This window comes from Lysinibacillus capsici (assembly GCF_020217405.1).
Lineage (GTDB): Bacteria > Bacillota > Bacilli > Bacillales_A > Planococcaceae > Lysinibacillus > Lysinibacillus capsici.
The window spans coordinates 4,325,305-4,350,669 of sequence record NZ_CP084108.1 but is presented as its reverse complement, the minus strand read 5'-3'; the positions used below and the strand labels follow the sequence as shown (position 1 = coordinate 4,350,669).

Genomic DNA, 25,365 nt, shown 5'->3' with positions numbered 1-25,365 from the left:
CAATGGGGGTAATGGAGATGTCAATTCAAAAATGGAGCGCGTCACAAGTAGCTAAAAAGGTTATTGACAATGAAGAGTTGTTTATTTTAGATGTTCGTAATGCGGATGCATTCGAAGATTGGAAAATTGATGGCCATCGTTTTGAGTACTTAAATATACCGTATTTTGAACTGTTAGATGGTATTGATAATATTTTACCGAATATCCCAACTGATAAAGAAGTTTTAGTCGTTTGTGCAAAAGAAGGGTCGTCTTTAATGGTCGCTGAAATGTTAGCTGAGGCAGGTATTGAGGTTGCCTATTTAGCAGGAGGTATGAAATCCTGGAGCGAATATTTAGAGCCGATTAAAGTAGGCGATTTAACAGGTGGTGGTGAGCTTTATCAGTTTGTTCGCTTAGGAAAGGGGTGTCTGTCTTATATGGTCCTTTCTGAAGGTGAAGCAGCTATTATTGATGCTGTACGTTTTACAGATGTGTTTATAAACTTTGCAGAACATAAAAATGTTCAAATTAAACATGTTTTTGATACGCACTTACATGCTGATCACATTTCAGGTGGGCGCCATATCGCAGAGATGACAGGTGCAACCTATTATTTGCCACCTAAGGACGCTGAGGAAGTTGTCTTCCGCTATACACCATTAGTTGATGGAACGACTGTTCAAATCGGTGCATCAAAAATAGATGTAGGAGCTATTTATTCTCCTGGTCATACAATAGGTTCTACTTCATTTGTTGTTGACAGCAAATATTTATTAACAGGAGATATTTTATTTATCGACTCAATCGGACGTCCTGATTTAGCTGGCCTTGCTGATGACTGGGTTGGAGATTTACGAGACACGCTTTACAAGCGTTATCGAGAATTGTCTGATGAACTTATTGTCTTACCAGCACATTTTATGATTATTGATGAGCTGAATGAAGATGGAACGGTTGCAAGACGACTAGGGGATTTATTTGTACAAAACCATGGATTAAATATTCAAGATGAAGCAGAATTTAGACGTGTGGTAACAGATGAATTACCTCCACAACCCAATGCTTATCAGGAAATTCGTCAGGTGAATATGGGGAAAATAACACCTGAGTTAGATGAGCAAACAGAAATGGAAATTGGACCAAATCGCTGTGCAGTACGGTAAAACATGCTAAAGTGCAATGAGTATGCATGTATGCTTATTATATGTAAATTTCGTGAATTGAAGGCGCTCATCCTTCATGAAGATATAAAACAAGAAGAACCGGCAAAATTACAACCTTTGCCGAGTCGAAGGAGAATATGATGAAATCAAGTTTAAAACTAGATGCAAAAGGCCTTTCTTGTCCAATGCCTATTGTGAAGACAAAAAAAGCAATAGATACCCTAAAGTCTGGGGAAGTTTTAGAAGTTCAGGTGACAGATAAAGGAGCTTTAGCGGATATTCCTGCTTGGGCAAAAGCTGGAGGTCATATCATTTTAGATCAAGCTGAAGAGGCTGGCATCATTACATTTTTCATTCAGAAAGCATAGGGCTGATTGAGGGTTGTCTATTACAGTAGAACAACCCTTCTTTCCTTTTGTTGAATACAGCCAGAAAGAAGGAAAACTAAATGGATATTGCATGGATCTTAACCATTTTACTTATTGGTTTTCTCGGTTCATTTGTATCAGGGATGTTAGGTATTGGCGGTGCCATCATTAATTTCCCGATGCTACTATATATACCGCCATTACTAGGATTTGCGGCCTTTTCTGCACATGAGGTGTCAGGAATAAGTGCGATTCAGGTACTTTTTGCTGCTCTTTCAGGTGTTTGGGTCTATCGTAAAGGTGGGTATTTAAATAAATCACTCATTATCTATATGGGGAGCGCCATATTAGCGGGAAGCTTTGTGGGTAGCTTCGGTTCAAAATTTTTATCTGAGTCTGGTATTAACATGGTCTATGGAATCCTTGCATTGATTGCAGCTGTGATGATGTTCATACCGAAAAAGCAAATTGATGATAAACCGATGCAGGCTGTTACATTTAATAAACCATTGTCGGCCCTATTAGCTTTCGTTGTTGGTATCGGTTCCGGGATAGTAGGGGCAGCTGGTGGATTTTTATTAGTACCTATCATGCTTGTGGTCTTAGGAATTCCTACTCGTATGACTATTGCGTCAAGCCTTGCTATTACGTTTATCTCCTCAATAGGAGGTACCATTGGTAAATTAATGACTGGACAAGTGGAATATTACCCGGCGCTCATCTTGATTGTATCAAGTCTAATAGCTGCTCCTCTAGGTGCGAGAATAGGGGGCAAGTTAAATACAAAATTCCTACAAATTATTTTAGCGATTCTTATATTAGCAACAGCTATTAAAATTTGGGTGGATATATTATAAAGGGGGTATGGTAATGAAAATAGAAGTCTTCTCTGATTTTACATGTCCATTTTGTTATATTGGCAAGCGAGAACTTGAACGGGCAATTGACATTGCAGGCTATACAGGACGAGTAGAAATAGAATATAAAGCATTTCAAATAGGCCCAGACAATCCGAAAGTGAATGCACCCTCTTTTTATGAGGCGCTGGCTAAAAAATATGATGTCACGCTAGAAGAAGTGAAAGATATGGTTGAAGGTATAGCTTTGAGAGCAACGGAAGTTGGTTTGCATTATGATTTTGCTAAGATGAAAACAGCGCATACAGAAAAGGCTCATCGTTTAGCGAAATGGACGCAGCAATTTGGTAAAGCGACAGCTTATACGGAAGCACTAATGGCTGGTTATTTTAAAGATGGTGAAGATTTGAATAAAGATGAGTTCTTATTAAAAGTTATTGCGCAATTAGATTTGGATAGAGAAGTTGCAGCGGGAATATTAGCTTCAACTGATTTTAGTGAAGAGCTAGACAAGGATCGCTATGAAGCACAGCAACTTGGCGTACAAAGTGTACCGTTCTTTGTATTTGAAAATCGTTATGGTATTAAAGGGGCTGAGCCGAATGAAGTGTTTGTGCGAACTTTGCATCAAGCTGCAGAAATAGCTGGTATTCAGCCAACGATAATGATAAATGGTAATGGAGAATCGGTATGTGCTGATGGACAGTGTAAACTATAAAAGACTTTAAAGGTGTCGAGTGCGTATGTGTACTTGACGCTTTTTTTTCGAACAAATGAATACTGCAAGAGGTATTAAGTCTTGTTTTCTGTGTTATAGAACAAAATAAAATGTATAATTTATCCTTTTTTATCATCTAAATGGTTCTATTTTATGGTAGTGTGAGAAAAATCACATCCAATAAATTGTTATGTTGCTAAAATATAAGTGAGAATACAAAGGGGGGTATTATAGATGAAACCTATAGTAGCAGGAGTAGCAGGAACAGTACTGTTAGCAGGCGCCATTTTTGTTGGGACGTTTGTCAGTGACAAAATTACAGTTGATTCGAATGTGAGTGAGAAAGAAGCGACAGTGCAAACACAAATACCAACAACAGCAGCTGCTCAGTCAGTGGTCTATGCTCCGCCAAGTATTGAAGAAGTACCAGATGGTCCAATGAAAGAAGCAATATTAACGGGCTATGAACTTGTTAATAACACACATGTTGCGGCAGATGAATATGTGGGCAACCAATTATCTTGCACAAGCTGTCATGCCGGTGCTGGCTATGACGAGCAAGCCTCATCATTAGTAGGTGTAATGGCAAATTATCCACAGTATATTGGACGCTCAGGTGGTGTAGTTACAATAGAAGAACGGATTAATGGCTGTATGGTTCGTAGCATGAATGGTAAAAAATTCGAAATGAATAGTGATGAACTAGAGGCTATGGTGGCGTATTTCGCTTATATTTCTGAAGGTGTTCCGATTGGAGCAAAACGTGAATGGGCGGGCACAAGTGATATGAAGAATGTGCCGATTCCAAATGTTGCAGATGGTGAGGAGCTTTATGCACAGTCCTGTATAGCCTGTCATGCAGCTGATGGCGCAGGAACTGGTGCTAATACTGGCCCAGCTTTATGGGGAGATAATTCATTTAATGATGGCGCAGGTATGGCACGTATGTCAAAAATGGCTGGCTATATTCAAAATAATATGCCGATAGGTGCAGCGGGAACATTAACAGATCAAGAAGCTGCAGATTTAGCTGCCTTTATTTTATCGCAAGATCGTCCAGAGTGGGCGAACCATGAAAAAGATTGGCCAAAAGGCGGGCGTCCAAATGACATCATGACTAAGGAAAAACGTGAACAAGTTAAAAATGGTACGATTGACTGGGAAAAAGTTTTGTCTACAAATTAACGAAGAAAAGGGATGCTGATAATTGGCATCCCTTTAACTTATTTAAAATTATAAGCAGTTACTATTTTATCTCTGTTCGTTGTGATATCTGTAAAATATTCGTATAAGCAAATCCCTAGGAATGACCCACTTACATTAAAGACGTTAGAAAAACCGCTATTTTGAAGGGCCATAACAGCATTATAGCTACGTTGACCAGATCGGCAATGCACATACACTGCTTGATCCTTCGGAATTTCATCCATTCTTTCCCGAAGTTCACTTAGAGGAATATTGTGTGCATTGATAAGGTGACCGGATTCAAATTCATTTTTTTCACGAACGTCTAAGAAAAAGGCTTGATTTTCAATGAGTTCCCTTACTTCATCAACTTTTACCTGCTTAAAGTGTCCGTGTAATAGATTTTGAGCTACAAGAGCTGCCAAATTAACAATATCACGGGCAGTGCTAAACATTGGAGAATAGGATAACTCTAGCTCCTTTAAATCTTCTAATGTACCGCCCATTGTGATGAGGGTAGCTATAACATCAATCCTCTTATCTGCATTACCTTTACCTATTGCTTGAGCCCCTAGTATTTTACCCGTCGGTGTTTCATAAACGAGCTTAAAGTGAAGTGGATTACTATTTGGCATTAGTCCTACTTTGTCTGGAGCTATCAAATAAACACTTTTTGCTTGAAAGCCATTTGCTAGGGCTGTTTTTTCGTTCAAACCTGTTGTCGCGCATACGAGATCGAAAATTTGTACGCTTGAAGATCCAATGACTCCTTTGTTGTGATGAGGGATGTTATACATATGATTAGCTGCTGCACGTGCTTGTCGTTGAGCGGGACCGGCTAAAGCAAGGCGCGTCTGTTTATGGGTAAGCTGATGGAATACTTCAATCGCATCTCCCACAGCATATATGGAAGGATCAGACGTCACGTAATTTGCATCAACTTGAATACCTCCGAGTTCACCAATTGTTAGCCCGGCCTCTTTGGCTAAGCGGATTTCAGGTCGAACGCCAATTGCTAATACTACTGCTTGGGCTTTCAATTGTTTGCCTGAGTTCAACGTCACATTATTTGGTGTAACCTTTGCAAGACCGTCATTGACAATAACTTGAACCCCTTTATCAGTCATTTCCTTGTGTAGGATTTGAGCCATATCATAATCAAAAGGGGCCATAATTTGTTGGCCAAATTCAACTAGAGATACATTATAGCCTGCTAGCTTCAAATTTTCTGCTACCTCTACACCAATGAAGCCTCCGCCAACCACGGCAATATCCTGTACATTATCTGTTTGTAGATACCAATTTAAACGGTCAATATCAGCCACGTTTCTAATGGTAAAGACGTGCTTAGAATGAATGCCCTCTAAGTCAGGGACGATAGGACTTGCTCCTGGGGATAAAATTAACGTATCGTAACTTTCCTCATAATCTCTATTCGTTTTTAAATCCTTAATGGTGATGGTTTTTTGCTCTCTGTTAATACGTACAACTTCTTGCTGAACACGAGCCTCTATATTGTATTTTGTTTGGAAGCCTTGAGGCGTCATTAAAATTAATTTGTCGCTATTTTCAACAATCCCGCTTAAATGGAAGGGGAGAGAACAATTAGAGAATGAAACATTCGGCCCCTTTTCAAATATAATAATTTCTGCCTTTTCATCTAGACGACGAAGACGAGCCGCTGTGGATGCACCACCTGCAACGCCACCGACTACTAAAAATTTTTTACTCAATGTAAACACTCCTTTTCATAGTAAATACATAATGGGGTATTTAAAGTCTCTTAAATAAAGATTTTGTTTCTAAAAGTAGGTGAATTATGTAGTTTTAATACTACAAATAAATAATATACCCTAAAGGGTATTTTATCAAGGTGCCAAATTAATAAATTTTCTGTGGTGTTCCTCGTTCAAGAAAGTTGATGCACAAATTTGCTATACTAACGGTAGTAGGAAATGGAAATGGCACAGGGGGTGACACTGTTGATCTTTTTGAAATTTTTAACCCAAATCCTCATAGTATCGGGTTTGATTTATATTGTGAGTGGACGATTAATTGGCTCGAATATTAATTTTGTGCGAAGAGTGCTGTCAGTCGTTATTAGTGTGACATTAACCTCTTTTGTGTACTGGTATTCTTATCTACGCCATACAGATTTTTTATCCGAAACGATGATGCAAACAGTAACTGAGGTAAGCACACTGATTTGGATCGGTAGTATGCTACTAATTTCGATGTTGCTTTATTTGGTATTTGAGCTTTTTGACCCTAGTGGCATTACGAATGGAGATCGCCGTCACGGCCAAAAATCTTTACTATTGCGATTGCGTAGCTATTGGCGACAGCAGAAACGCCTGCGTCAGGTATTAAAAATTGCTGTTACAAATGGTGTCGTACAGACGATTAAATATGCGAGGCAACGAGAAAATGAAAAAGAGCTTGCAATTGCTTTGCGTGCAACGTTAGAACAATGTGGTGGGATTTTCATCAAATTTGGCCAGGTGCTTTCCACACGAAAAGAGCTTTTTTCACCTATTTTTATTGATGAATTAGAAAGGCTTCAACACCGAGTAAGGCCTTTATCAGAGGAGCAGGTGAAACAAATTTTAGAGAGGTCTCTTCCGCAATCAATGGACGAAATATTTAGCCAATTTCAAATGGAGCCCATTGCAGCAGCCTCTATTGGCCAGGTGCATAAAGCAAGGCTTAAAAATTATGAAGAGGTGGTAGTCAAGCTATTGCGTCCAGAAGTAAAAGGAATTATGCGTGATGACCTTGAAATTTTAGAGGAATTTGCTAATTGGCTATCCACAAAATCAACCTGGGCAGAATCATTGGGCTTTAGAGAGTTGGCTGGGGGATTTGCAGATGGACTACGTGAGGAGATTCATTTAGATATTGAAGTACGTAATACGCTACAGGTGAAGAATGCACTGGCGAAAAGCGATTACAAGGTTCGAATTCCTAAAATATTTACGCCTTTCAGTAATGAAAATGTTATTGTGATGGAGTATATTCGTGGACAAAGTGTGGCAGATGGGGCATCTGAATTTAATCGTTTGTCGATTGATCGTAGGCAATTTGCAAGAACCGTACTCTACTCATTTTTTGAGCAGATGCTATTCTCTGGTATTTTTCATGCAGATCCACATCCAGGAAATATCCATATAGATGAATCAGATGGCACACCAGTCTTGCTTGACTTTGGCGCAGTAGGACGTTTAGGTGCAACACAGCAAGAAGGCTTAAAGTTATTCTTAATGGGCATTCAACTAAATGATTCAAGCGTTTTATATGATGGTTTAACATTATTAGTGGAAAATGCTGATCATGCAGAACGTGCGAGAATGGAGCAGGCAATCGACCAAATTTTACTGAAAATTTCCTATGTTGACCGTATACCTACTGAAGAATTAATTCACGCGCTATTTACAGTGGTAAGAGATTTTGGACTTGCATTTTATCCAGCAGTGGGATTAGCTCTCCGTTCCTTAGTGACGTTAGATGGCACATTACGGGTAATAGACCCACGTTTTGATATCTTTACTGAGGCAAAGGATTTTTCTGCTACATATATGCGTGCCTCTTTCCTTAAGCCTTTTAAAGAACCGATGGCAACTAAGGAGCGGCTGCAAGAAGAATTATCTATGCTAATACCGACTTTGCGTAAAATGCCTAGAAGAGTCGATCAGCTCATTCAGCGAGTTGAGAGCGGAAAAATCATTTTACATCATGATGTCTTTTCGGATGAACATAATTCACGTTTTATTACACATTTGTTTTCTCAATTTGTTTTGCTGCTGGTGGGTATAACTTTTGGTATTATATCTGTCGCTCTTTTAGCTATTTCACAATTTATCCACGATTCTTATGCGGTCTATTTGAACACAGCGGCATATTTAGGTTTATTTTTATGTGCTATTTTGTTAGTGAGATTATCTATACAAGCATTAAGGTCGATGAAGCAATAGGTAGGGAATTTTTTCCCTACCTTTTTCTTTGGCATCCTCAAATATTACAAAAACATTACAAAAGATCTGTTAGGTCTAATGTCGAATTAGCTAATAGTTTCTCTGTGTAGAAGAAAAATGTATTATGTAGAATAATGTAGTTTAAGTGCGAATGTTACAGAAATATTTCGAGTTTTACTAATGTATTAAATAGACATGAAATAGTATAAAAGTTATGTAGAAAATGCTAAACTTTAAAAGGCTAAAATAAATATAAGAACATTTAATTAAAATAGAAATCGTTCAAGTGATTACATAGAATATCGAGAGCGAAATTGATAGATGAAGGGAAATGAAGGTAACGTGGCTAAGCGTAACAAATGGCGTAAGTCGATGGTGCTAGCATTAGCACTAGCTGGCGGCTTATTATTTAATACAATTCAACCAACAGAAGTACATGCCGAAGAAACTTCTCAACAAATGATTGAGAAAAAGGCTGAAATAGATGCACAAATTAAAAAATTACAAGAAGAACTAACGAAACTACAACAAGAGATCGACGCAAAAGTAAAGGTATTTAAACAAGTACAAGCAGATATTAAAGAAGTGGATGCTAGTATTGTTGAAACACAAAAACGTATCGAGCAACGTTCAAAAATTTTAAGTGAGCGTATGGCTGCATACCAAGCGCAAGACAACACTGTAGGTGTTTATTTAAATGTAGTGCTTGAGGCAAAAAGCTTTGCAGATTTAATGGATCGTGTCGTAGCGGTAAAAACATTAATGGATGCTGACCAAGAATTAGTGGATCAACAGGAAGCAGATAAAGCAAGCTTAGAGCAACAAAAAGCTACATTAGATGAAAAACAAAAGGAACTTCAAAAACAATTCCAAGAGCTTCAGCAAAAAGAAAGCGAGATGGAAGTGAAGAAAGCTGAGAACGAAGCGAAATCACTTGCATTAAAAGCTGAAATTGCAACGAAACAAGAAGAAGAACGTTTAGAAGCAGAGCGTAAAGCAGCTGAAGAAGAGGCAGCTCGTTTACGTGCACTTCAAGCAGCTACACCAGTTATACAAGCAACTCAAAATAATGGTGGAGGCGAACCACAAAAAATTATTGTTGGGTCAGGAGCTGGCACTGTTTCTTCAGGAGATGCCATTTCAACAGCTAAACAATTCCTAGGACGTCCTTATGTTTGGGGTGGTAGCAACCCATCAACAGGTTTTGACTGTTCAGGTCTTGTACAATGGTCATATAAGCAAGCGGGTGTTTCTTTACCTCGTACAGCATCACAACAATATTTAGCAACACAACGCATTTCAGCAGGTGAAGCACGCGTTGGGGACTTAGTGTTCTTCAGCTATGGTTCAGGTGTAGCACACGTAGGTATTTATTTAGGTAATAACACAATGATCGACGCTCAAAACAATGGTGTCGTAATTGAATCACTTGATTGGTGGAATCAATACTTAGTAGGCTTTGGACGTATTCAATAGGCCTCACTATTATATAGACGGTTGAGATAAGAAAAAGGTCATCTTTGTAGAGAAAAATATACAAAGATGACCTTTTTTGTTTTTGGAATGCTATTCTTTCAAAAGAAACAAGACGACTACTTCTATTCTTGAAAAGAGACTTTCCTGCATACTAAATTGATATTAAATTTTAAAATTTACTTTGATGACACCTGTCTCTTTCAAGGCAATAAAGAAAATAATAACGAATGGGCCGACAAGTAAACCGATAATACCAAATAACTGTAGACCTATGAACATGGAAATTAATGTTGGTAAAGTGGATAAACCGATATGGTCTCCCATTAATTTAGGCTCGACTACTCGACGAATAATAAGTAAAATAGCAGCTAAGATGAATAATTTTACAGCTATAGAGGTGTTTCCCATCAACAGGTGGTAAAGTCCCCATGGCGCTAGAATAATGATAGAGCCTAGGAATGGTACAATATCTATTAACCAGATAATAATCGTCATTGTTACTGCATATTTCGGTTGGATTAATAGCAGTCCAATGAGTGTGACGCCTCCAATAATAAAGCTTACAAATAAGTGAGCCTTCATATAGCCAAATGTTGCATCTTTTAAGCGATTTAAAATAATTTTTATCTTCTTTGCTGTATTGGGCTTTAAATATTTATAAGTGATTTGCTTTAACTTAGGCAAATCAAGCATAAATAGGAATAGCGCAATCATATAAACGAGAAGACTGATAAATAGGCTGGGTATCTCTGAAAAGAAGGCAGAAACTTTGCTATAATTAAAGAAGCTTAAAAAGGATTCTTCAACTTTCTTTATGAAATCCATTGTGGTTTTTTGAAGCGAAGCACTTACTTCAGGTGGAAAGTCTTCTGTGTATTTAGAAATATTTTCTTGCATATGAAGCCACATATCTGATAGCTTGGAAATATAATAGGGAGCTTGCTTAGATAGTAAAATTATTTGTGTCATTATTTGTGTAATGGATAGATAACAAATAATAGATATAACAATAACACTCACTATGTAAATAAAAGCAACTGCTATTTTCCGTGACATTTTCCATTTCCGTTTAAAGAACATGACAATTGGTTCTAAGAAAAATGCACTAATCCCAGCAAGTATTAAAGGCATGGACACTGGGATAATAAAATAGGCAGCTAGAAGTAGGGATATTATCACAATCAACCGAAAAATCAATTTCCTAGCATTAAATTTATTCATAAACTCACCTTCTTTGCGAAAAAAATTAAGTTAAGTGTACCATAAATCAAATTTTATTACGTTCTGAAACAATAAAGGTAGGGATGAATTATGGAAAAAGAGATTTTGCAACTTTTTAGTAATCTAACAGAGCATGATCGCGATATTCAATATGAATCTTACGAGGAATTAATGAAAATTATGCAGGAACCCGTAGATTGGACATATGCAGTTTGGGAACAGCTAATAAAAGCACTTACATACAATAATGGTTATTCTCGTGCACGTGCTGCACAAATTTTATGCGCTTTAGCTGCAAAAAGTGATCCAGAAGAAAGGGTCTTGGAGGATTTTTTAAAGATTTGGGCTGTGACTTACGATGAACAATCTGCTACGGCAAGGCATGCATTACAAGCAATTTGGAAAATTGGACAGGCGGGTCCAGTACAAAGAGATTTGGTTGTATCGTATCTAGCTAAAAGATTTCAAACATGTATAGATGAAAAACAGCCATCTCTTATTCGTCAGGATATTATTATGTCATTTAAAAAGCTATATGATCAAACAAATGACTCGAAATTATTAGATATTGCCCATCGTTTAATTAATGAAGAACAAGATGCTAAATATAAAAAGAAGTATAAGTCAGCCATCCGTTCAAAGTAGCGAGGTGGTGTTTTTTTGTGCAAATTCTTTGATGAACGATAGAATAGTCAACTATAATGAATGAAAAAAGGGGATTATGCATGAGCATTTATAATTATCTAGTTCGGAAGCCTAATGGCGAAATTTTATCGATGGAAACATATCGTGGAAAAACAATGTTAATTGTTAACACGGCAAACCAATGCCGATTTACATATCAATTTGAAGACTTACAGAAAATGTATGATAAATATGGAAAAGAGAATTTTGTAGTTCTTGGATTCCCTTGTGATCAATTTGGCCATCAAAATCCTGAAGATGGGGAGGAAACTAAGCATCTATGCAAGGTAAACTATGGGGTCACATTCCCGATTTTTGAGCTTGTACAGGTAAATGGAGAGGCTACACATCCACTCTTTAATTATTTAAAGCATGAAGTGGATTACCGAGAGTTTGGGAAGGCAAGTATGCAGGAGAAAATGTTGGCAGAAGCAATTGTTCAACTTGCCCCAAGCTTTTTAGATGGTCGTAATATTCGCTGGAACTTTACAAAATTTCTAGTAGATGCTAATGGTAAGACCGTCGCACGCTTTGAACCAACAGATTCACAGCTCGATATTGAAAAAGCAATTGAAACACTATTATAGTAAATTTCTTAATAATGTAAAAATTTGTTAGAGTTTTCTCTTCAAGTAGAAATAATGCTATATTTTAAAACTGTGTACAGCTATTTTTTCTGAAGCATATATGATAAACTGCTTTACAAATGAAATATTCTTGCAGAATAAAGGTGCTAATTAGCATAATCGGGAATCCGGTGAAAAACCGGAGCTGTTTCCGCAACTGTAAGTGCAGCCATTATAAAGATTTACCACTGTCTCAAAGAAGATGGGAAGGTCCTTTATAACACATTCGTTTCATGTGACGAACTGTACAAGCCAGGAGACCGACCTTTATTTGAACGTATAAAAACTTCTCGGAAGCTAGGAGGATATACGGCAAATACATAGGCTTTGTCCAGTTTGATGGCTCATTATGTTATTTTTGTCGTTCCTTTGCAAAAAGGAGCGACTTTTTTATGCCTTTCAAATATGAATTTTTCATTATAGAAAATAGGGGGGAAGCAAGTGAAAAAAGATGCCCGTTATTCTTGTTATCCATTTATGCGTGAGAAAGCTTCAACGGTCGATTTTGAAATTCGAACAGATAGCCTGACAACACATCTAGGAGTTGCATTAGCTGCGGTAAAAAAAGAGGATGTTCAAGTTGTTGCTGAGGATTTATTGCTTATGTTACCTATGGCTTATCATGTGAATGGCTCAGTACGTGGGAAATTAGCAGTAACTGAAGAGGATTTATCTTGGTTAAGTGAACGTTATGATTTTTACGTTCGCCATGTGAAGGAAGAGATTCAAAGTTTTGTTTTACCTCAAGGAACAGAGGCTGCTGCAGCCTTACATCTTTGTCGCAGTGAGGCAAAAAAATCATATCGTACTTTACACAAAGTATCAGAAGAACGAGAGGTTCCTGCTATTCTTTTCGATTACCTTGGTTTATTAGCTAATGTATGTTTTGTCATGGCTGTTTTTATGAATCAGCAAGCTGGAATAGCGGAAATACCGTTTATTAGTAAATCCTACCCAATGAAAAAGAAAAAGGAGAATAACAATGAAAAAAGTATTTAATTTCCAATGGCTATCAGTGCTCTTACTTGCACTGGTATTAGCAGGCTGTGGCACTGCTGAAGATACAAAAAATAAAGATGCTTCGCAAGATACACAACAAGCAGAGAAAACAAGCTATAAAGTGACAGATGACCGTGGAGTGGAAATAGCGTTTAATGAAGTACCAAAAACAGTTGTATCTTTACAACCAAGTAATACTGAAATTTTGTTTGCTTTAGGTGTTGGCGATAAAATTGTAGGAGCAACTGAGTACGATACTTACCCAGAGGAAGCACAAAAAATTGAACGTGTCTCTGATACTACGAATTTTAACAGTGAAAGAATTATAGCGTTAAAGCCAGATGTTGTCATTGCTTATACAATCGGTGATAAGGATGCACTAAAGCCGCTTGAGAACGCAGGAATTAAAGTATTTGTTATTCAATCTGCGACTACTTTTGATGATGTTTATGGAGATATCGAACAAATTGCTGCTGTGATGGGTGTTGCTGATAAAGGAAATAAATTAAATGAAGAGATTAAAGCGAAAATTGCTGAAGTACAAATGAAGGTGAAGGACGTAAAAACGCCGAAAAATGTTTATTTAGAGGTTAGCCCTAAGCCAGACATATATACAGCAGGCTCTAGCACTTTCCAGCAAGAAATATTAGATGCAGCTAATGTTAATAATGTTTTTTCTGACTTGAATAGCTGGGCAAAAGTGAGTGAGGAAGATGTTATTGCGAAAAATCCAGATGTTATTTTAACAACAGTAAACTATACAGAAGATCCAATAGGAGAAATTCTGGGAAGAGATGGTTGGAATACTGTGACAGCTATTCAAAACAAAGCGGTATTGTCCATTGATACAGATATCTCAAATCGACCTGGTCCGCGTATTGGTGAGGCTGTAGAATTAGTAGCGAAGGCTGTGTACCCAGAGTTATTTAAATAAGAAATGTTTTCATGCTAGCTGCGAGCCATTCAGCTAGCATTTTTTATGTGGTTTAAATTACTACCTAGCGTGAAAATTGGAATTAATGTAGTTTGTTCTTTAAAATAAAAGTAAGTATGCTTAATAATCTTAGGAGGTGTAGTGATTGGAGCAATTAGAGACAAAGGTAATTCCATTTGAAGCAGTCTATAATTTCCGAGACATGGGTGGATATAAAACAAAAGATGGGCGTAGGGTAAAGAATGGTTTATTTTACCGCTCAGCTGCTCTTGGAAAAATGACACTGGCAGATAAAGAGCTATTTGAAACGTTAGGGATTAAAACCATTTTTGATTATCGCGATAACAATGAGGCGTATCATAATCCTAATCCAGTGTTCACGTATGCTCAATATATACAAATCCCAGCGAAGGGTAATCATGCTTTTGAAATGCCTACCAATGCTGGTGGTAGAGATTTCTATAAAGTGGTAAGCCCTGAGATGTTTCGAGATTTTTATGCACAAATGCCTTTTAACAATCTTTCATTTAAAGAGTTAATGCAAACGATTCAAAACCCTGATAATCTAGGTCTTGTACATCATTGCGCAGTTGGTAAGGACCGAACGGGTATTGGAGGAGCACTTATTTTACTAGCTTTAGATGTACCTGAGGAGACCATCATGGAGGACTATTTAGATACTAATATACATTTACGTCCAATGGTAGAAAGACTGGCTCAGGCTATTCAGCATCAGTATAATGAGCAAGAACTACAGCAATTTTATGCATTAATGTCCGCCCGTGAAGACTATTTACAAGCAGCATTGGATGAGATGGATCGTCGCTATGGTTCTAAGACTGGGTTTTTAGAGCAGGAATTTGGCCTAACATTTGAAAAACGAGAGCAATTACAATCCTATTGCTTAATTTAAAAAAGGGCCCTTTCACACGATGTGAGAGGGATTTTTTATGTGGAAGCGCTGTCTTCCTATAAATCTCTTTACAGTCTGAATATTTGTGATAAGATACAATAGATTTTTAAGAAAATATAGGAGAAGTGAAAGTATTGGCAGACACAATTAAAGAGACAAATAAGTTAAGTCTATTCCATTTAACATGGCCGATCTTCTTAGAAGTTTTTCTATTTATGTTGATGGGACTAGCCGATACTTTTATGCTCAGTGCTTTATCAGATAATGCTGTATCAGGAGTAGGTGCAGCCAATCAATATATCCATATTGCCATCTTGATTCTGGAAGTAGTGGGCAATGGTGCATCTATTGTTGTTTCCCAATATTTAGGCTCCAGACGCTTTTTTGAAGCGGCCAAGATCTCGGCGTTAGCGGTCACGATGAATTTGGTCGTTGGGCTTTTAATGAGTATTTTATTTTTCTTCTTTGCGAGACATTTAATGACAATGATGAACTTGCAGGGAGAAGTCCTTCACTATGCACAAAGTTACTTAGCCATCATCGGGAGTTTTATTTTCCTACAGGCTATTATTAATGCACTAGCTGCAATTATTCGTGTACATGGTTGGACAAAACAAACTATGTACGTTTCACTTGGCATGAACATCTTACATGTTGTGCTAAATTACGGTCTTATTTTTGGGAATTTAGGTTTACCAGAGCTTGGTGTGAAAGGAGCGGCTATTTCCTCTGTCATTAGTCGCGGATTAGCCGTTCTAGTATTTTTCTGGTTGCTGTATCAGGTAATGGAAGTGCGCGTAAAGTTACAATATTATTTTGAGTATTCAAAGGAATATGTGAGGAAAATATTAAACATTGGTTTACCATCTGCGTTTGAACAGGTGCTTTATCAATTTTGCCAAATCATCTTTTTATATTATGCGACTTACTTAGGAGCAGAAACACTAGCAGCACGACAATATGCTATGAATATTTCGATGTTTACGTATTTATTTGCGATTGCCATTGGTACAGGAACAGCCATTATTATTGGTCGTCATGTAGGTGCAGGAGAAAAAGATGAGGCGTATCATCAGCTATGGAAAAGTGTCCGTGCAGCATTTGTTTTTACGATTATTATGGTTGCAGTCGTTACGCTATTCCGTAAGCCCCTTATGCAGGTTTTTACTGATAATCCAGAAGTCATTAAGATTGGGGCATCCGTGTTAGCATTAAGTATTTTGCTAGAGACTGGTCGCACGATGAATATCGTTGTCATTAACTCTTTACGCGCTTCTGGGGATGCTAGATTCCCAGTGAAAATTGGTTTTCTATCAATGGTTTGCATGAGCCTGCCGCTTGGCTATTTATTTGTCTTTGTATTGGATTGGGGCTTGGTCGGAATTTGGCTAGCCATTTCAGCAGATGAATGGGTGCGGGCAATTATCGTATACTTTAGATGGAAAAGTCGTAAATGGGAGCGTTATGCTCTTGTATCACCGAACGACAAGAAGGAGGCATAGAAATGGGCACATTATCGAAACGTACGATCGGGGCGGCATTAATGGATCAATATATCACCCTTTTTGCTTGTCCAATCTGTCAGCAATCCATGCATGTCTATGAGCAGGGGAGATTGGTTTGTGCTTCTAACCATTCCTTTGATATTGCGAAACAAGGCTATGTCAATATGCTGACACATAGCGCCGCTTCTAAATATAGTAAGAGCCTTTTTGAATCCCGTAAGGCTGTTATTGATAGTGGGATTTATGATGCTGTGGAAGCCCGAATCGGTGAGCTTATAAGCTCTGCAAAAACGGTGCTTGATACTGGTTGTGGAGAGGGCTCACATTTAGCTCGCATTATGAATGATAGGGATCATGGTATTGGCATTGGAATTGACATATCGAAGGAGGGCATTTTGGCTGCAGCACGTCATTATCCTCAACAAATTTGGTGTGTAGGGGATTTAGCTAAAAGTCCATTTGCTCAAGCGAGTTTCGATGCCATTTTAAATATATTATCGCCAGCAAATTATGAGGAGTTTAAACGACTTCTTACACCGAATGGCTGTCTTGTGAAGGTTGTACCGCAAAGTGGTTATTTGCGGGAACTGCGTGCTCAATTATATGCAGATTCAAACAAGGAAACTTACTCTAATGAACAAATTGTAGCTCGTTTTCAAGATAGTTTTCGTGAGGTAAACGTAGAACGCGTAACGTATACTTTACCGCTTTCAGAAGGGCTAGTACCCGCGCTATTAGAGATGACACCAATGGGGTGGCATAAAGCAGAACAAACAGCCGTTGAACTAAATCAAATCACGATTGATGTGGATCTATTAGTAGGGAAGGTTTAAGTTGGTCACCTGCAATTGCAGTATACTGGTCTTTTCGATTACAATGGGAATAACTATTGAATAAGGTAGGAATGTAACAGTGTATAAACTAGCAGCAAATGTTGTCAAAGTAATATTAAAATTAATGGGTTCAAAGGCTCGTGTATACGGAGAAGAAAACTTGCCGAAAGAGGGTGGGTTTATTATAGCTTGTACACATACCGGCTATGTTGATATTTTAAACCTTGGTGTAGCCATGTACCCTCGTGAAATTCACTTTATGGCGAAGAAGCAATTATTTGAAATGAAAGGGCTTGGCTGGCTTGTTAAGCATTTAAATGCTTTTCCAGTAGACCGTGATAATCCTGGACCAAGCGTGATTAAAATTCCTTCGCAGTTATTGAAGGAAGGTAAAATTGTAGGGATTTTCCCCTCTGGGACACGTAGTGCAGAAGGAACAGATTTAAAACAAGGGGCTATTACCATCGCACAGTTGGCAAAGGCGCAAATTGTTCCAGCTGCTTATGTTGGTGCACGTAATGTGGGTGATGTAATGAAGCGAGGTAAGGGCTATTTAATTTATGGTAAGCCATTTTATGTAACAGGCAAGGGTAAAGAAGGCCGTGAGCAGTTTACTCAACACCTTGAGCATGAATTAGTTGCTTTAACAGAAGAACTACAAAAACGTATTCCCGTAAAATAAAAGCAAATGGCACTCAGAATCAAATTGATTTTGAGTGCTTTGTTGTAGGAGGAGAATAAAATGATTCGAGTACTTTTCGTATGTTTAGGTAATATCTGTCGCTCACCTATGGCTGAGGCGGTCATGCGAGACTTGGTGAAGAAAGAGCATTTAGAAGATAAAATTGAAGTGGATTCCGCTGCTACTAGCTCATGGCATATTGGTGAACCTCCACATAGAGGAACACAGGATAAGCTTAGTGAATATGGTATTTCTACAATAGATATGCAAGGTCGACAATTACAAAAGTCAGATTTTGAAAAGTTTGCTTATATTATTGGAATGGATGAAAGCAATATTCGTAATACCCGTACAATACTAGGTCAACCAAACTCGCCAAAGATTTTTCGTTTTTTAGATTTAACAGCACATCGCAAGGATGTCCCGGATCCTTATTATACAGGTGATTTTCAGGAAACCTATGAATTGGTGCAAGAAGGTTGTCAGGCATTACTAGCAAAAATTAAACAAGAGCTGTTGTAAGATGGCGCTAAAATCGTAAATTTTAACAGCCATTTTTTTAGAAAAATGCTACCTTAAACATTGGTATATCTAGCTTTGTAAGCATCATTGTGTTATTATTTGCAGAGTAAAGATACGATAAGTATTTAATTACCATTTACAGATATGCAACTGCGTATCTATTATTTTTATAAATTTATCTTTTGAAAGAGAGTGGAAACAATGGGTCGTAAGTGGAACAATATTAAAGAAAAGAAAGCGTCTAAAGATCAAAGCACAAGCCGTATTAATGCAAAATTTGGGCGAGAAATTTATGTGGCAGCTAAATCAGGCGAACCAGATCCAGAGTCAAACCGTGCACTTAAAGTAGTGCTTGAACGCGCAAAAACATACAGTGTTCCAAAACATATTATAGAAAAAGCCATCGATAAAGCAAAAGGTGGCGGTGATGAAAGCTTTGATGAATTACGTTATGAAGGCTTTGGACCAGCCGGCACAATGATTATCGTGGATGCTTTAACAAACAATGTAAATCGTACAGCCTCTGATGTACGTGCAGCATTTGGTAAAAATAACGGCAATATGGGTGTCAGTGGATCTGTAGCTTATATGTTCGATTCAACAGCAGTTATTGGCTTAGAGGGTAAAACGGCTGATGAAGTACTAGAGATTTTAATGGAAGCTGATATTGATGCTCGCGATATTCTAGAAGAGGAAGAAGCGGTAATTATTTATGCAGAGCCAGACCAATTCTTTGCGACACAAGAAGCATTAAAGGCTGCAGGCGTAGAAGAATTTACAGTAGCAGAGCTTTCTATGTTGCCTCAAACAGAAGTGACTTTAACTGGCGACGATGTAGCGAAGTTTGAAAAACTAATTGATGCATTAGAAGATTTAGAAGATGTACAAAATGTTTTCCACAATGCAGATTTAGGCGAATAAACCATTAACAAAATGAGTAAACCAGTAGCATTTAAGCTACTGGTTTTTAATTAGGGAGGAAAAGATGCAGACTGCTTTAGCCATTATTTTATTTTTAGTCACATTATTTTTTGTCATAGTACAACCACGAAAACTATCAATTGGCTGGTCTGCCTGTATAGGAGCAGCTATTGCATTATTAATAGGTGTAGTAACCTGGCATGATGTGTTAGAGGTAACGGGGATTGTTTGGAATGCAACGCTATCATTTATTGGTATTATTTTAATTTCACTCATCTTAGATGAAATTGGCTTTTTCGAATGGGCGGCTCTACATATGGCACGTCTTGCAAATGGAAATGGAATTCGCTTATTTATTTATATTAGTTGTCTTGGAGCTGTTGTATCGGCTTTGTTTGCGAATGATGGGGGTGCCTTAATACTAACGCCGATCGTTTTAGCGATGGTGAGAAAACTGAACTTGAGTGAAAAAATGATCTTTCCCTTTATTATTGCAAGTGGGTTTATAGCAGATACAACCTCCTTACCTTTCGTTATTAGCAATTTAACGAATATCGTATCAGCTGACTTTTTCGATATAGGCTTTATTGATTATGCAGTTCATATGTTTGTACCAAATTTCTTTTCTTTAGTGGCAAGTATAGTAGTACTTTACATTGTTTTTCGTCGTTCCATTCCACAACATTATTCTCTTGAGGCAGTTGAGCAACCAAGTCAGGCAATACGAGATCCCAAATTATTTTCGATCGCTTGGTATGTAATTGGGATTCTATTAGTGGGCTTCGTAGCTGGTGAGATTTTACACATCCCTGTATCTTTTATTTTATGTGGGGTCGCTACAATATTCTTATGGCTAGCACAGCGTAGCTCTGTGGTAGATACAAAAAGAGTTGTAAAAGGAGCGCCATGGAATATTGTGTTCTTCTCAATTGGCATGTATGTGGTTGTATATGGGTTAAAAAATGTAGGGATGACAGGAATATTAGCAAATTTATTAGAACTAGCTATACAGCAGGGCTTCGTAGTAGCAACGATGACGATGGGATTTGTTGCTGCCATTTTGTCTGCTGTCATGAACAATTTACCTACTGTTATGATAGATGCTTTGGCAATTTCAGAAACAAGTGCATCCGGCATGATGAAAGAGGGGCTGATTTATGCAAATATAATTGGTACGAATTTAGGTCCAAAAATGACTCCGATTGGCTCACTGGCTACATTGCTATGGCTTCATATATTAGCCCAGAAAGGCATTAAAATTAGCTGGGGACAATATTTTAAAATCGGTGTTATTCTTACCATCCCGACACTGTTCGCCACTTTAATTGCATTAATTATTTGGATATGCTTAATATCATAGATTTATTGTTGAAATAGTTAAAAAAATAGTACAATAGGAACTACTAAGATATTAGTATATTAAAGGAGGAAAGTATGCGAGCGTCAGGCAAATTAAGTAATAAAATAGTGTTAATGTCATTGGTAATGTTAGTGGCTTTGTTATCTTTTTTCGTTATAACAACAATCTACACAGCAAAATCATCTGTTAATAAAACCATGGGAACACAGGCAGTTGCACTTGCTGAGAATATTGCAAAACATCTAAATGCTGCTGAATATGAGCAACTCTCAAAGGAACCAAAAGAATCTGAGTTATATTGGCGACTTCGAGAAGAACTAAACGAATTACGTGAAGTAAATGGTGTTCTCTATGCCTATACTTTCGCAGTACCACAGGAAGATAAAAAGGTACGTTTTTTAGTGGACGGTATGCCAGTAGATGATCAAGAAAATGCTGGAGCTATAGGAGATGAATCCTCCACCACATACTACAAGGATATTGAAAAGGTAAAGAATACTGGAAGTTATTATTCCGCTATTTTACATAGTGATTTTGGAGATTATTTATCTGGTACTGTTCCATTAAAGGGTGAGGCAGGGAATATTGTTGCCTTTGTTGGGGTCGATATAGAAGCAACAGAGGTAAGCAATGTTGCGAATGCCGTATTAACGGCTATTTTACCTACATTAATTATTGTCATATTAGCTTTAACTGGTATTGTTATGTTCATCTTATATCGTTATATTAATGGAGCATTAAAACCCCTTGCACATTTAGGTGTTGCAGCACAAAGTTTTGCTCAAGGAGATATTGCTAAGGCAACGATAGAAGTGGAGAAAATTCAGTTAAAAGGAGCAAATGAAATTACAATATTTGCACAATCCTTCAGAGAATCACTACAAAAATTAAAAGAAACTTTCCATACGATTCAACAACGCACATTTGCTTTACAAAATGTTGTTCAAAAAATTGATGAGACTTCTCAACATGTGGAAGAATCAAACGCTCAAATTGCAGATCGAATTATCGAAATTGCTGCTGGTAGTGAGCAACAGCAGCAAAATAATCAAGAGGTTGTATTAACGATGAATGAGATGTCAATTGGTATTCAACGACTGGCTGATACAACTTCAGAAATTGCAGAGTCATCATCAGGAATGACGGGACTTGTGAAAACAAGTGTTAGTCATTCTCAAAAAGTTGTTTCTCAAATTCAAAACGTAGAATCTTCTGTTTTACGTACGGCTAATCATGTCGAGGAAATGGGTGATAAGTTCCGATCAATTGAAGAGATGGTGACCATCATTACGAGTATTGCAGATCAAACCAACCTACTGGCTTTAAACGCTGCAATCGAAGCAGCAAGAGCAGGAGAAGCTGGTAAAGGATTTGCGGTCGTGGCAGATGAAGTTCGTAAACTTGCAGAGATGTCTAAAGCATCTGCTGACAAAATACACATGCATTTAGAAAGCTTTAAGAAAATTACCGATCGAGCGTTACAAGAGATGGCTAGTAGTACCCTAGATGTACAGGCAGGCAATAAAGCAGTGCAACACATAGGTGAAAGTCTAGAGAAAATATTGCAATCTGTTCTTGAGGTGAATAATAAAATTCAAGATGACTCTGCTGTAATTGAAGAAATGTCAGCAGGCTCTGAGGAAGTATTAGCTACTACCGAACAGATGAATGCTATTGCAAAGCAGAGTGTCATAGGAACAAAGGAAGTAGCAACTGCCTCAGATTTACAAGTAACCATGGTTTCTGAATTAAATGAAGTTGTAACAATATTAGATCAAACATCGAAAGAGGTTATAGAAACGATTAATACATTTAAATTATGATTAGTTTAGAACTATTTCTCTATAAGCTTACGTCTTATGGAGAAATAGTTCTTTTGATTTTTGGCATTTAAAATTTAACTAGAGGTTAGCATAAAGGCATGAAAATAAACCATATTCAGGGAAATTAGAAAATAATTTGTGCTTTACCCATTGTGAAAACTTTCAAACCATAACATAATATAAAGTAATATATTGTTGAACGAAGAAAATAGGGGGCTAAAGTATGAAGTTTTTACGTTCAATACAGGGGAAATTGATTATTATTTCATTGGCACTACTAATTATTCCAAGTTTAATAATTGGTATAGTTAGTTATGGTAAGGCTAAGAATGGGATGGAGGATATAGGAGAGCAGGTACTTTACAATAGTGTTGAATCTGCATTGCAATTAATCGAGCTCGCAAACGAGCGTGTTGAAAAGGGTGAAATTCCCTTGAAGGTTGCACAGGAGCGAGTACGAGAAGCATTTCTTGGTCCGAAAGATAGCGAAGGAAAACGGCCTATTAATTATCCTGGTGATTTAGGGGAATATGGTTATATCTATGTGTTGGATGATAAGGGAACATTAACAACACATCCAACACGAGAAGGAGATAATCTTTGGAATGACCAAGATAGCAGTGGCAATTACTTTATTCGAGAAGTAACTGAAAAGGCACTTGATGGTGGTGGCTTTACACAATATGAATTTGAACTACCAGGTCAGGATGTCTTAGCCGATAAAATTATTTATTCTGAGAAAGATCCACATTGGGGATGGATTATTGCATCAGGTACATATATGCAGGATTTTAATGCAGAGGCGAATTCTTTATTGATAGTAATTGGTTTGACATTAGTAGGTGCTATCATTATTGGGACAATCGTTGTCATTCTTGTATCAAGACATCTGGCATTACCAGTTCAAAAATTATCTAAACGTGTACGTGAAGTAGCAAAAGGGAATTTAACGGTTGAAATTGAGCATTTACAGCGCTCCGATGAAATAGGACAGTTAAATGATGGCTTTAATGAGATGGTACATCAACTTAAAACACTTATTTCAGATGTGGAGGAAGCGATTGTAGAAATACAATCAACATCAGCCAACTTAACCGCAGTAGCTGAAGAAACAAATGCCTATGGGGATGAAATCGTCAAAGCAATCAATGAAGTATCCAAAGGTGCAGTCAAGCAAGCATCTGATGCAGAGGATACAAACCGAACGGCTATCGAATTTGCACAGCAAATTGAAGGATTGCATGATAAAAATGAATTAATGTTAGATGCCTCACAGCATATGAAAAAATCAAATGAAGAAGGCCTAGTTAATCTAGAAAGCTTAAAGGATAAGTCGAGGGAGTCTTCAAATCTCGTTCAGAATATTCAGTCTGTATTTGGTAGCTTAATTGTCAAGGTACGTGAAATTGAAGGCATCGTGGGGACGATTACGGAGATTTCAGATCAAACGAATTTACTTGCACTTAACGCCTCTATTGAAGCAGCAAGAGCGGGTGAACATGGTAAAGGATTCGCAGTTGTCGCAGAAGAGGTACGTAAACTTGCTGATCAAACCTCTGTAGCGACTGAGCTAGTACGCACAACGCTAAAAGGCATTGAAAGTGAAACAAACTTAGTCAATGGTGAAATGCAGAAAACCCATATCATTGTAAGTCAACAAAATGATTCTGTCATGGTAACAGAATCATCCTTTAAAGAAATTAAATTAGCTGTTGAAAAAATTATAGCCATTATAGGCGATACGACAGATAGTGTAGAATATTTAAATAGCTCTAAGAATACGATTATGCAATCGATTGAAAGCATTGCGATGATTAGTGAAAAGAATGCTGCTGCATCTGAAGAGGTAACAGCATCCGTAGATGAGCAACAACGCGCAATACAACTCGTTAGCGAATCTTCCAATGATTTAACCGATGAAATATCTGCCTTACAGGAGTCTATTAAACGATTTATATTGAGATAATATCTTTCAGGGTGCTTGGTTAACAAGCATCCTTTTCTTTTTATCATCGTTAATAAAAGGTAAAGGAGGAATGATATGTGAGAAGGTGGTTGATGACAGTTGGTGTTATTTTAATCGGTAGTGGAATCGTTCTTTATACTTGGCTGGGAAAAGAAATTGATCAGGGTATGGAACCGAAGGCCGATGGTTCAGCTGATTATATGATTATATTGGGAGCAAAAGTAAGGCCAGGTGGTGTACCATCGCTTTCATTAAAAAGTAGATTAGAGGTGGCTGTTCCATACTTAACAAAATACCCACATGTTAAGGTCATTGTGTCCGGTGGACAAGGACCTGATGAAGATCGTACAGAGGCATCTGTAATGCAAGACTATTTGGAACAGTATGGCATCGATGCCACGAGAATTATCATAGAAGATCAATCTACATCTACTTATGAAAATTTAGTATTCTCTAAAGATTTATTACCAAAAGAGACAAAGAAAATTACCATCGTTTCAAATGACTTTCATTTGAAACGTGCAAAATATCTTGCTGAATCGTTAGATTTTGAAGTAGATGTTCTATCAGCAAGAACACCAAAATCAGTAGAAGCAAAATTAAGAATAAGAGAAAGAGCGGCGTTATTAAAAACATATATTGTGGGCTATTAAAAC

General features: G+C 37.5%; 23 protein-coding genes and 1 riboswitch. Of the genes, 21 read left to right on the top strand and 2 right to left on the bottom strand.

Annotation, left to right across the window (positions count from 1 at the left end):
* Positions 1–17: 17 nt before the first annotated feature.
* The 5 genes from LCP48_RS21495 to LCP48_RS21475 all read left to right on the top strand — a co-directional run bounded on the left by LCP48_RS21495 (position 18) and on the right by LCP48_RS21475 (position 4,273).
* Positions 18–1,145 (top strand): MBL fold metallo-hydrolase, encoded by a 1,128-nt coding sequence (locus tag LCP48_RS21495; protein WP_009370630.1) that lies wholly within the window; start codon positions 18–20, stop codon positions 1,143–1,145.
* A 140-nt stretch (positions 1,146–1,285) separates the two neighbouring features.
* Positions 1,286–1,513 (top strand): sulfurtransferase TusA family protein, encoded by a 228-nt coding sequence (locus tag LCP48_RS21490; protein ID WP_370568703.1) that lies wholly within the window; start codon positions 1,286–1,288, stop codon positions 1,511–1,513.
* An 80-nt stretch (positions 1,514–1,593) separates the two neighbouring features.
* Positions 1,594–2,370, top strand: coding sequence for a sulfite exporter TauE/SafE family protein (locus LCP48_RS21485; RefSeq protein WP_225340507.1), 777 nt, complete (start codon positions 1,594–1,596; stop codon positions 2,368–2,370).
* A gap of 13 nt (positions 2,371–2,383) precedes the next feature.
* Complete coding sequence (locus tag LCP48_RS21480) at positions 2,384–3,088, top strand: DsbA family oxidoreductase (RefSeq protein ID WP_225340506.1); 705 nt, start codon at positions 2,384–2,386, stop codon at positions 3,086–3,088.
* Between the two features lie 234 nt (positions 3,089–3,322).
* Positions 3,323–4,273, top strand: coding sequence for a c-type cytochrome (locus LCP48_RS21475; RefSeq protein ID WP_004231872.1), 951 nt, complete (start codon positions 3,323–3,325; stop codon positions 4,271–4,273).
* 38 nt (positions 4,274–4,311) lie between these two features.
* On the opposite strand, the gene LCP48_RS21470 is transcribed toward LCP48_RS21475, so the two are convergent.
* Positions 4,312–6,006: an FAD-dependent oxidoreductase gene (locus LCP48_RS21470; RefSeq protein ID WP_004231874.1), complete on the bottom strand. Its 1,695-nt coding sequence runs from the start codon at positions 6,004–6,006 to the stop codon at positions 4,312–4,314.
* Between the two features lie 249 nt (positions 6,007–6,255).
* On the opposite strand from LCP48_RS21470, the gene LCP48_RS21465 reads away from it, so the two are divergent.
* Positions 6,256–8,244: an ABC1 kinase family protein gene (locus LCP48_RS21465; protein WP_225340505.1), complete on the top strand. Its 1,989-nt coding sequence runs from the start codon at positions 6,256–6,258 to the stop codon at positions 8,242–8,244.
* A 321-nt stretch (positions 8,245–8,565) separates the two neighbouring features.
* Positions 8,566–9,720, top strand: a complete 1,155-nt coding sequence (locus tag LCP48_RS21460) for a C40 family peptidase (protein WP_004231877.1) — start codon at positions 8,566–8,568, stop codon at positions 9,718–9,720.
* Between the two features lie 162 nt (positions 9,721–9,882).
* Here LCP48_RS21460 and ytvI read toward each other — a convergent pair whose 3' ends face one another.
* Positions 9,883–10,941, bottom strand: coding sequence for a sporulation integral membrane protein YtvI (ytvI, locus tag LCP48_RS21455; RefSeq protein WP_004231879.1), 1,059 nt, complete (start codon positions 10,939–10,941; stop codon positions 9,883–9,885).
* Positions 10,942–11,031: 90 nt separating this feature from the next.
* On the opposite strand from ytvI, the gene LCP48_RS21450 reads away from it, so the two are divergent.
* From LCP48_RS21450 to LCP48_RS21385, 14 genes are all read left to right on the top strand, one after another.
* Positions 11,032–11,586, top strand: coding sequence for a hypothetical protein (locus tag LCP48_RS21450; RefSeq protein WP_004231881.1), 555 nt, complete (start codon positions 11,032–11,034; stop codon positions 11,584–11,586).
* 80 nt (positions 11,587–11,666) lie between these two features.
* Complete coding sequence (locus tag LCP48_RS21445) at positions 11,667–12,212, top strand: glutathione peroxidase (RefSeq protein ID WP_004231883.1); 546 nt, start codon at positions 11,667–11,669, stop codon at positions 12,210–12,212.
* 124 nt (positions 12,213–12,336) lie between these two features.
* A riboswitch (cobalamin riboswitch) is annotated at positions 12,337–12,534 on the top strand.
* 158 nt (positions 12,535–12,692) lie between these two features.
* Positions 12,693–13,250, top strand: a complete 558-nt coding sequence (locus LCP48_RS21440) for a hypothetical protein (protein WP_004231886.1) — start codon at positions 12,693–12,695, stop codon at positions 13,248–13,250.
* Positions 13,234–14,184: an ABC transporter substrate-binding protein gene (locus LCP48_RS21435; protein WP_004231888.1), complete on the top strand. Its 951-nt coding sequence runs from the start codon at positions 13,234–13,236 to the stop codon at positions 14,182–14,184. The genes LCP48_RS21440 and LCP48_RS21435 overlap by 17 nt, the downstream gene beginning before the upstream one ends.
* Positions 14,185–14,329: 145 nt before the next feature.
* Positions 14,330–15,097 carry a tyrosine-protein phosphatase gene (locus LCP48_RS21430; RefSeq protein WP_004231891.1) on the top strand — a complete coding sequence of 256 codons (768 nt, stop codon included), beginning with the start codon at positions 14,330–14,332 and terminating at the stop codon, positions 15,095–15,097.
* A gap of 134 nt (positions 15,098–15,231) precedes the next feature.
* A complete protein-coding gene (locus tag LCP48_RS21425) occupies positions 15,232–16,599 on the top strand; it encodes an MATE family efflux transporter (RefSeq protein WP_004231893.1) in 1,368 nt (455 codons plus the stop codon).
* A gap of 2 nt (positions 16,600–16,601) precedes the next feature.
* The gene (locus LCP48_RS21420; protein ID WP_004231895.1) at positions 16,602–17,435 is read left to right on the top strand and encodes a putative RNA methyltransferase; all 834 of its coding nucleotides are present in this window, start codon (positions 16,602–16,604) and stop codon (positions 17,433–17,435) included.
* A 79-nt stretch (positions 17,436–17,514) separates the two neighbouring features.
* Positions 17,515–18,117 (top strand): lysophospholipid acyltransferase family protein, encoded by a 603-nt coding sequence (locus tag LCP48_RS21415; RefSeq protein ID WP_004231896.1) that lies wholly within the window; start codon positions 17,515–17,517, stop codon positions 18,115–18,117.
* 60 nt (positions 18,118–18,177) lie between these two features.
* Complete coding sequence (locus LCP48_RS21410; protein WP_004231897.1) at positions 18,178–18,639, top strand: low molecular weight protein-tyrosine-phosphatase; 462 nt, start codon at positions 18,178–18,180, stop codon at positions 18,637–18,639.
* Between the two features lie 201 nt (positions 18,640–18,840).
* Complete coding sequence (locus LCP48_RS21405) at positions 18,841–19,560, top strand: YebC/PmpR family DNA-binding transcriptional regulator (RefSeq protein ID WP_004231899.1); 720 nt, start codon at positions 18,841–18,843, stop codon at positions 19,558–19,560.
* A gap of 64 nt (positions 19,561–19,624) precedes the next feature.
* A complete protein-coding gene (locus LCP48_RS21400; RefSeq protein ID WP_004231901.1) occupies positions 19,625–20,920 on the top strand; it encodes an arsenic transporter in 1,296 nt (431 codons plus the stop codon).
* A gap of 74 nt (positions 20,921–20,994) precedes the next feature.
* Complete coding sequence (locus tag LCP48_RS21395) at positions 20,995–22,743, top strand: methyl-accepting chemotaxis protein (protein WP_225340504.1); 1,749 nt, start codon at positions 20,995–20,997, stop codon at positions 22,741–22,743.
* 223 nt (positions 22,744–22,966) lie between these two features.
* Entirely contained in the window at positions 22,967–24,709 is a 1,743-nt protein-coding gene (locus LCP48_RS21390) for a methyl-accepting chemotaxis protein (protein WP_004231906.1), read from the top strand.
* Between the two features lie 92 nt (positions 24,710–24,801).
* Positions 24,802–25,362: a YdcF family protein gene (locus LCP48_RS21385; RefSeq protein ID WP_004231908.1), complete on the top strand. Its 561-nt coding sequence runs from the start codon at positions 24,802–24,804 to the stop codon at positions 25,360–25,362.
* Positions 25,363–25,365 lie beyond the last annotated feature (3 nt).

Coding starts and splice junctions, on each gene's coding strand:
- LCP48_RS21495 (WP_009370630.1), top strand. CDS start 18: ATGTCAATTCAAAAATGGAGCGCGTCACAAGTAGCTAAAAAGGTTATT.
- LCP48_RS21490 (WP_370568703.1), top strand. CDS start 1,286: ATGAAATCAAGTTTAAAACTAGATGCAAAAGGCCTTTCTTGTCCAATG.
- LCP48_RS21485 (WP_225340507.1), top strand. CDS start 1,594: ATGGATATTGCATGGATCTTAACCATTTTACTTATTGGTTTTCTCGGT.
- LCP48_RS21480 (WP_225340506.1), top strand. CDS start 2,384: ATGAAAATAGAAGTCTTCTCTGATTTTACATGTCCATTTTGTTATATT.
- LCP48_RS21475 (WP_004231872.1), top strand. CDS start 3,323: ATGAAACCTATAGTAGCAGGAGTAGCAGGAACAGTACTGTTAGCAGGC.
- LCP48_RS21460 (WP_004231877.1), top strand. CDS start 8,566: ATGAAGGGAAATGAAGGTAACGTGGCTAAGCGTAACAAATGGCGTAAG.
- ytvI (WP_004231879.1), bottom strand. CDS start 10,941: ATGAATAAATTTAATGCTAGGAAATTGATTTTTCGGTTGATTGTGATA.
- LCP48_RS21450 (WP_004231881.1), top strand. CDS start 11,032: ATGGAAAAAGAGATTTTGCAACTTTTTAGTAATCTAACAGAGCATGAT.
- LCP48_RS21445 (WP_004231883.1), top strand. CDS start 11,667: ATGAGCATTTATAATTATCTAGTTCGGAAGCCTAATGGCGAAATTTTA.
- LCP48_RS21435 (WP_004231888.1), top strand. CDS start 13,234: ATGAAAAAAGTATTTAATTTCCAATGGCTATCAGTGCTCTTACTTGCA.
- LCP48_RS21420 (WP_004231895.1), top strand. CDS start 16,602: ATGGGCACATTATCGAAACGTACGATCGGGGCGGCATTAATGGATCAA.
- LCP48_RS21410 (WP_004231897.1), top strand. CDS start 18,178: ATGATTCGAGTACTTTTCGTATGTTTAGGTAATATCTGTCGCTCACCT.
- LCP48_RS21405 (WP_004231899.1), top strand. CDS start 18,841: ATGGGTCGTAAGTGGAACAATATTAAAGAAAAGAAAGCGTCTAAAGAT.
- LCP48_RS21400 (WP_004231901.1), top strand. CDS start 19,625: ATGCAGACTGCTTTAGCCATTATTTTATTTTTAGTCACATTATTTTTT.
- LCP48_RS21395 (WP_225340504.1), top strand. CDS start 20,995: ATGCGAGCGTCAGGCAAATTAAGTAATAAAATAGTGTTAATGTCATTG.
- LCP48_RS21390 (WP_004231906.1), top strand. CDS start 22,967: ATGAAGTTTTTACGTTCAATACAGGGGAAATTGATTATTATTTCATTG.
- LCP48_RS21385 (WP_004231908.1), top strand. CDS start 24,802: ATGACAGTTGGTGTTATTTTAATCGGTAGTGGAATCGTTCTTTATACT.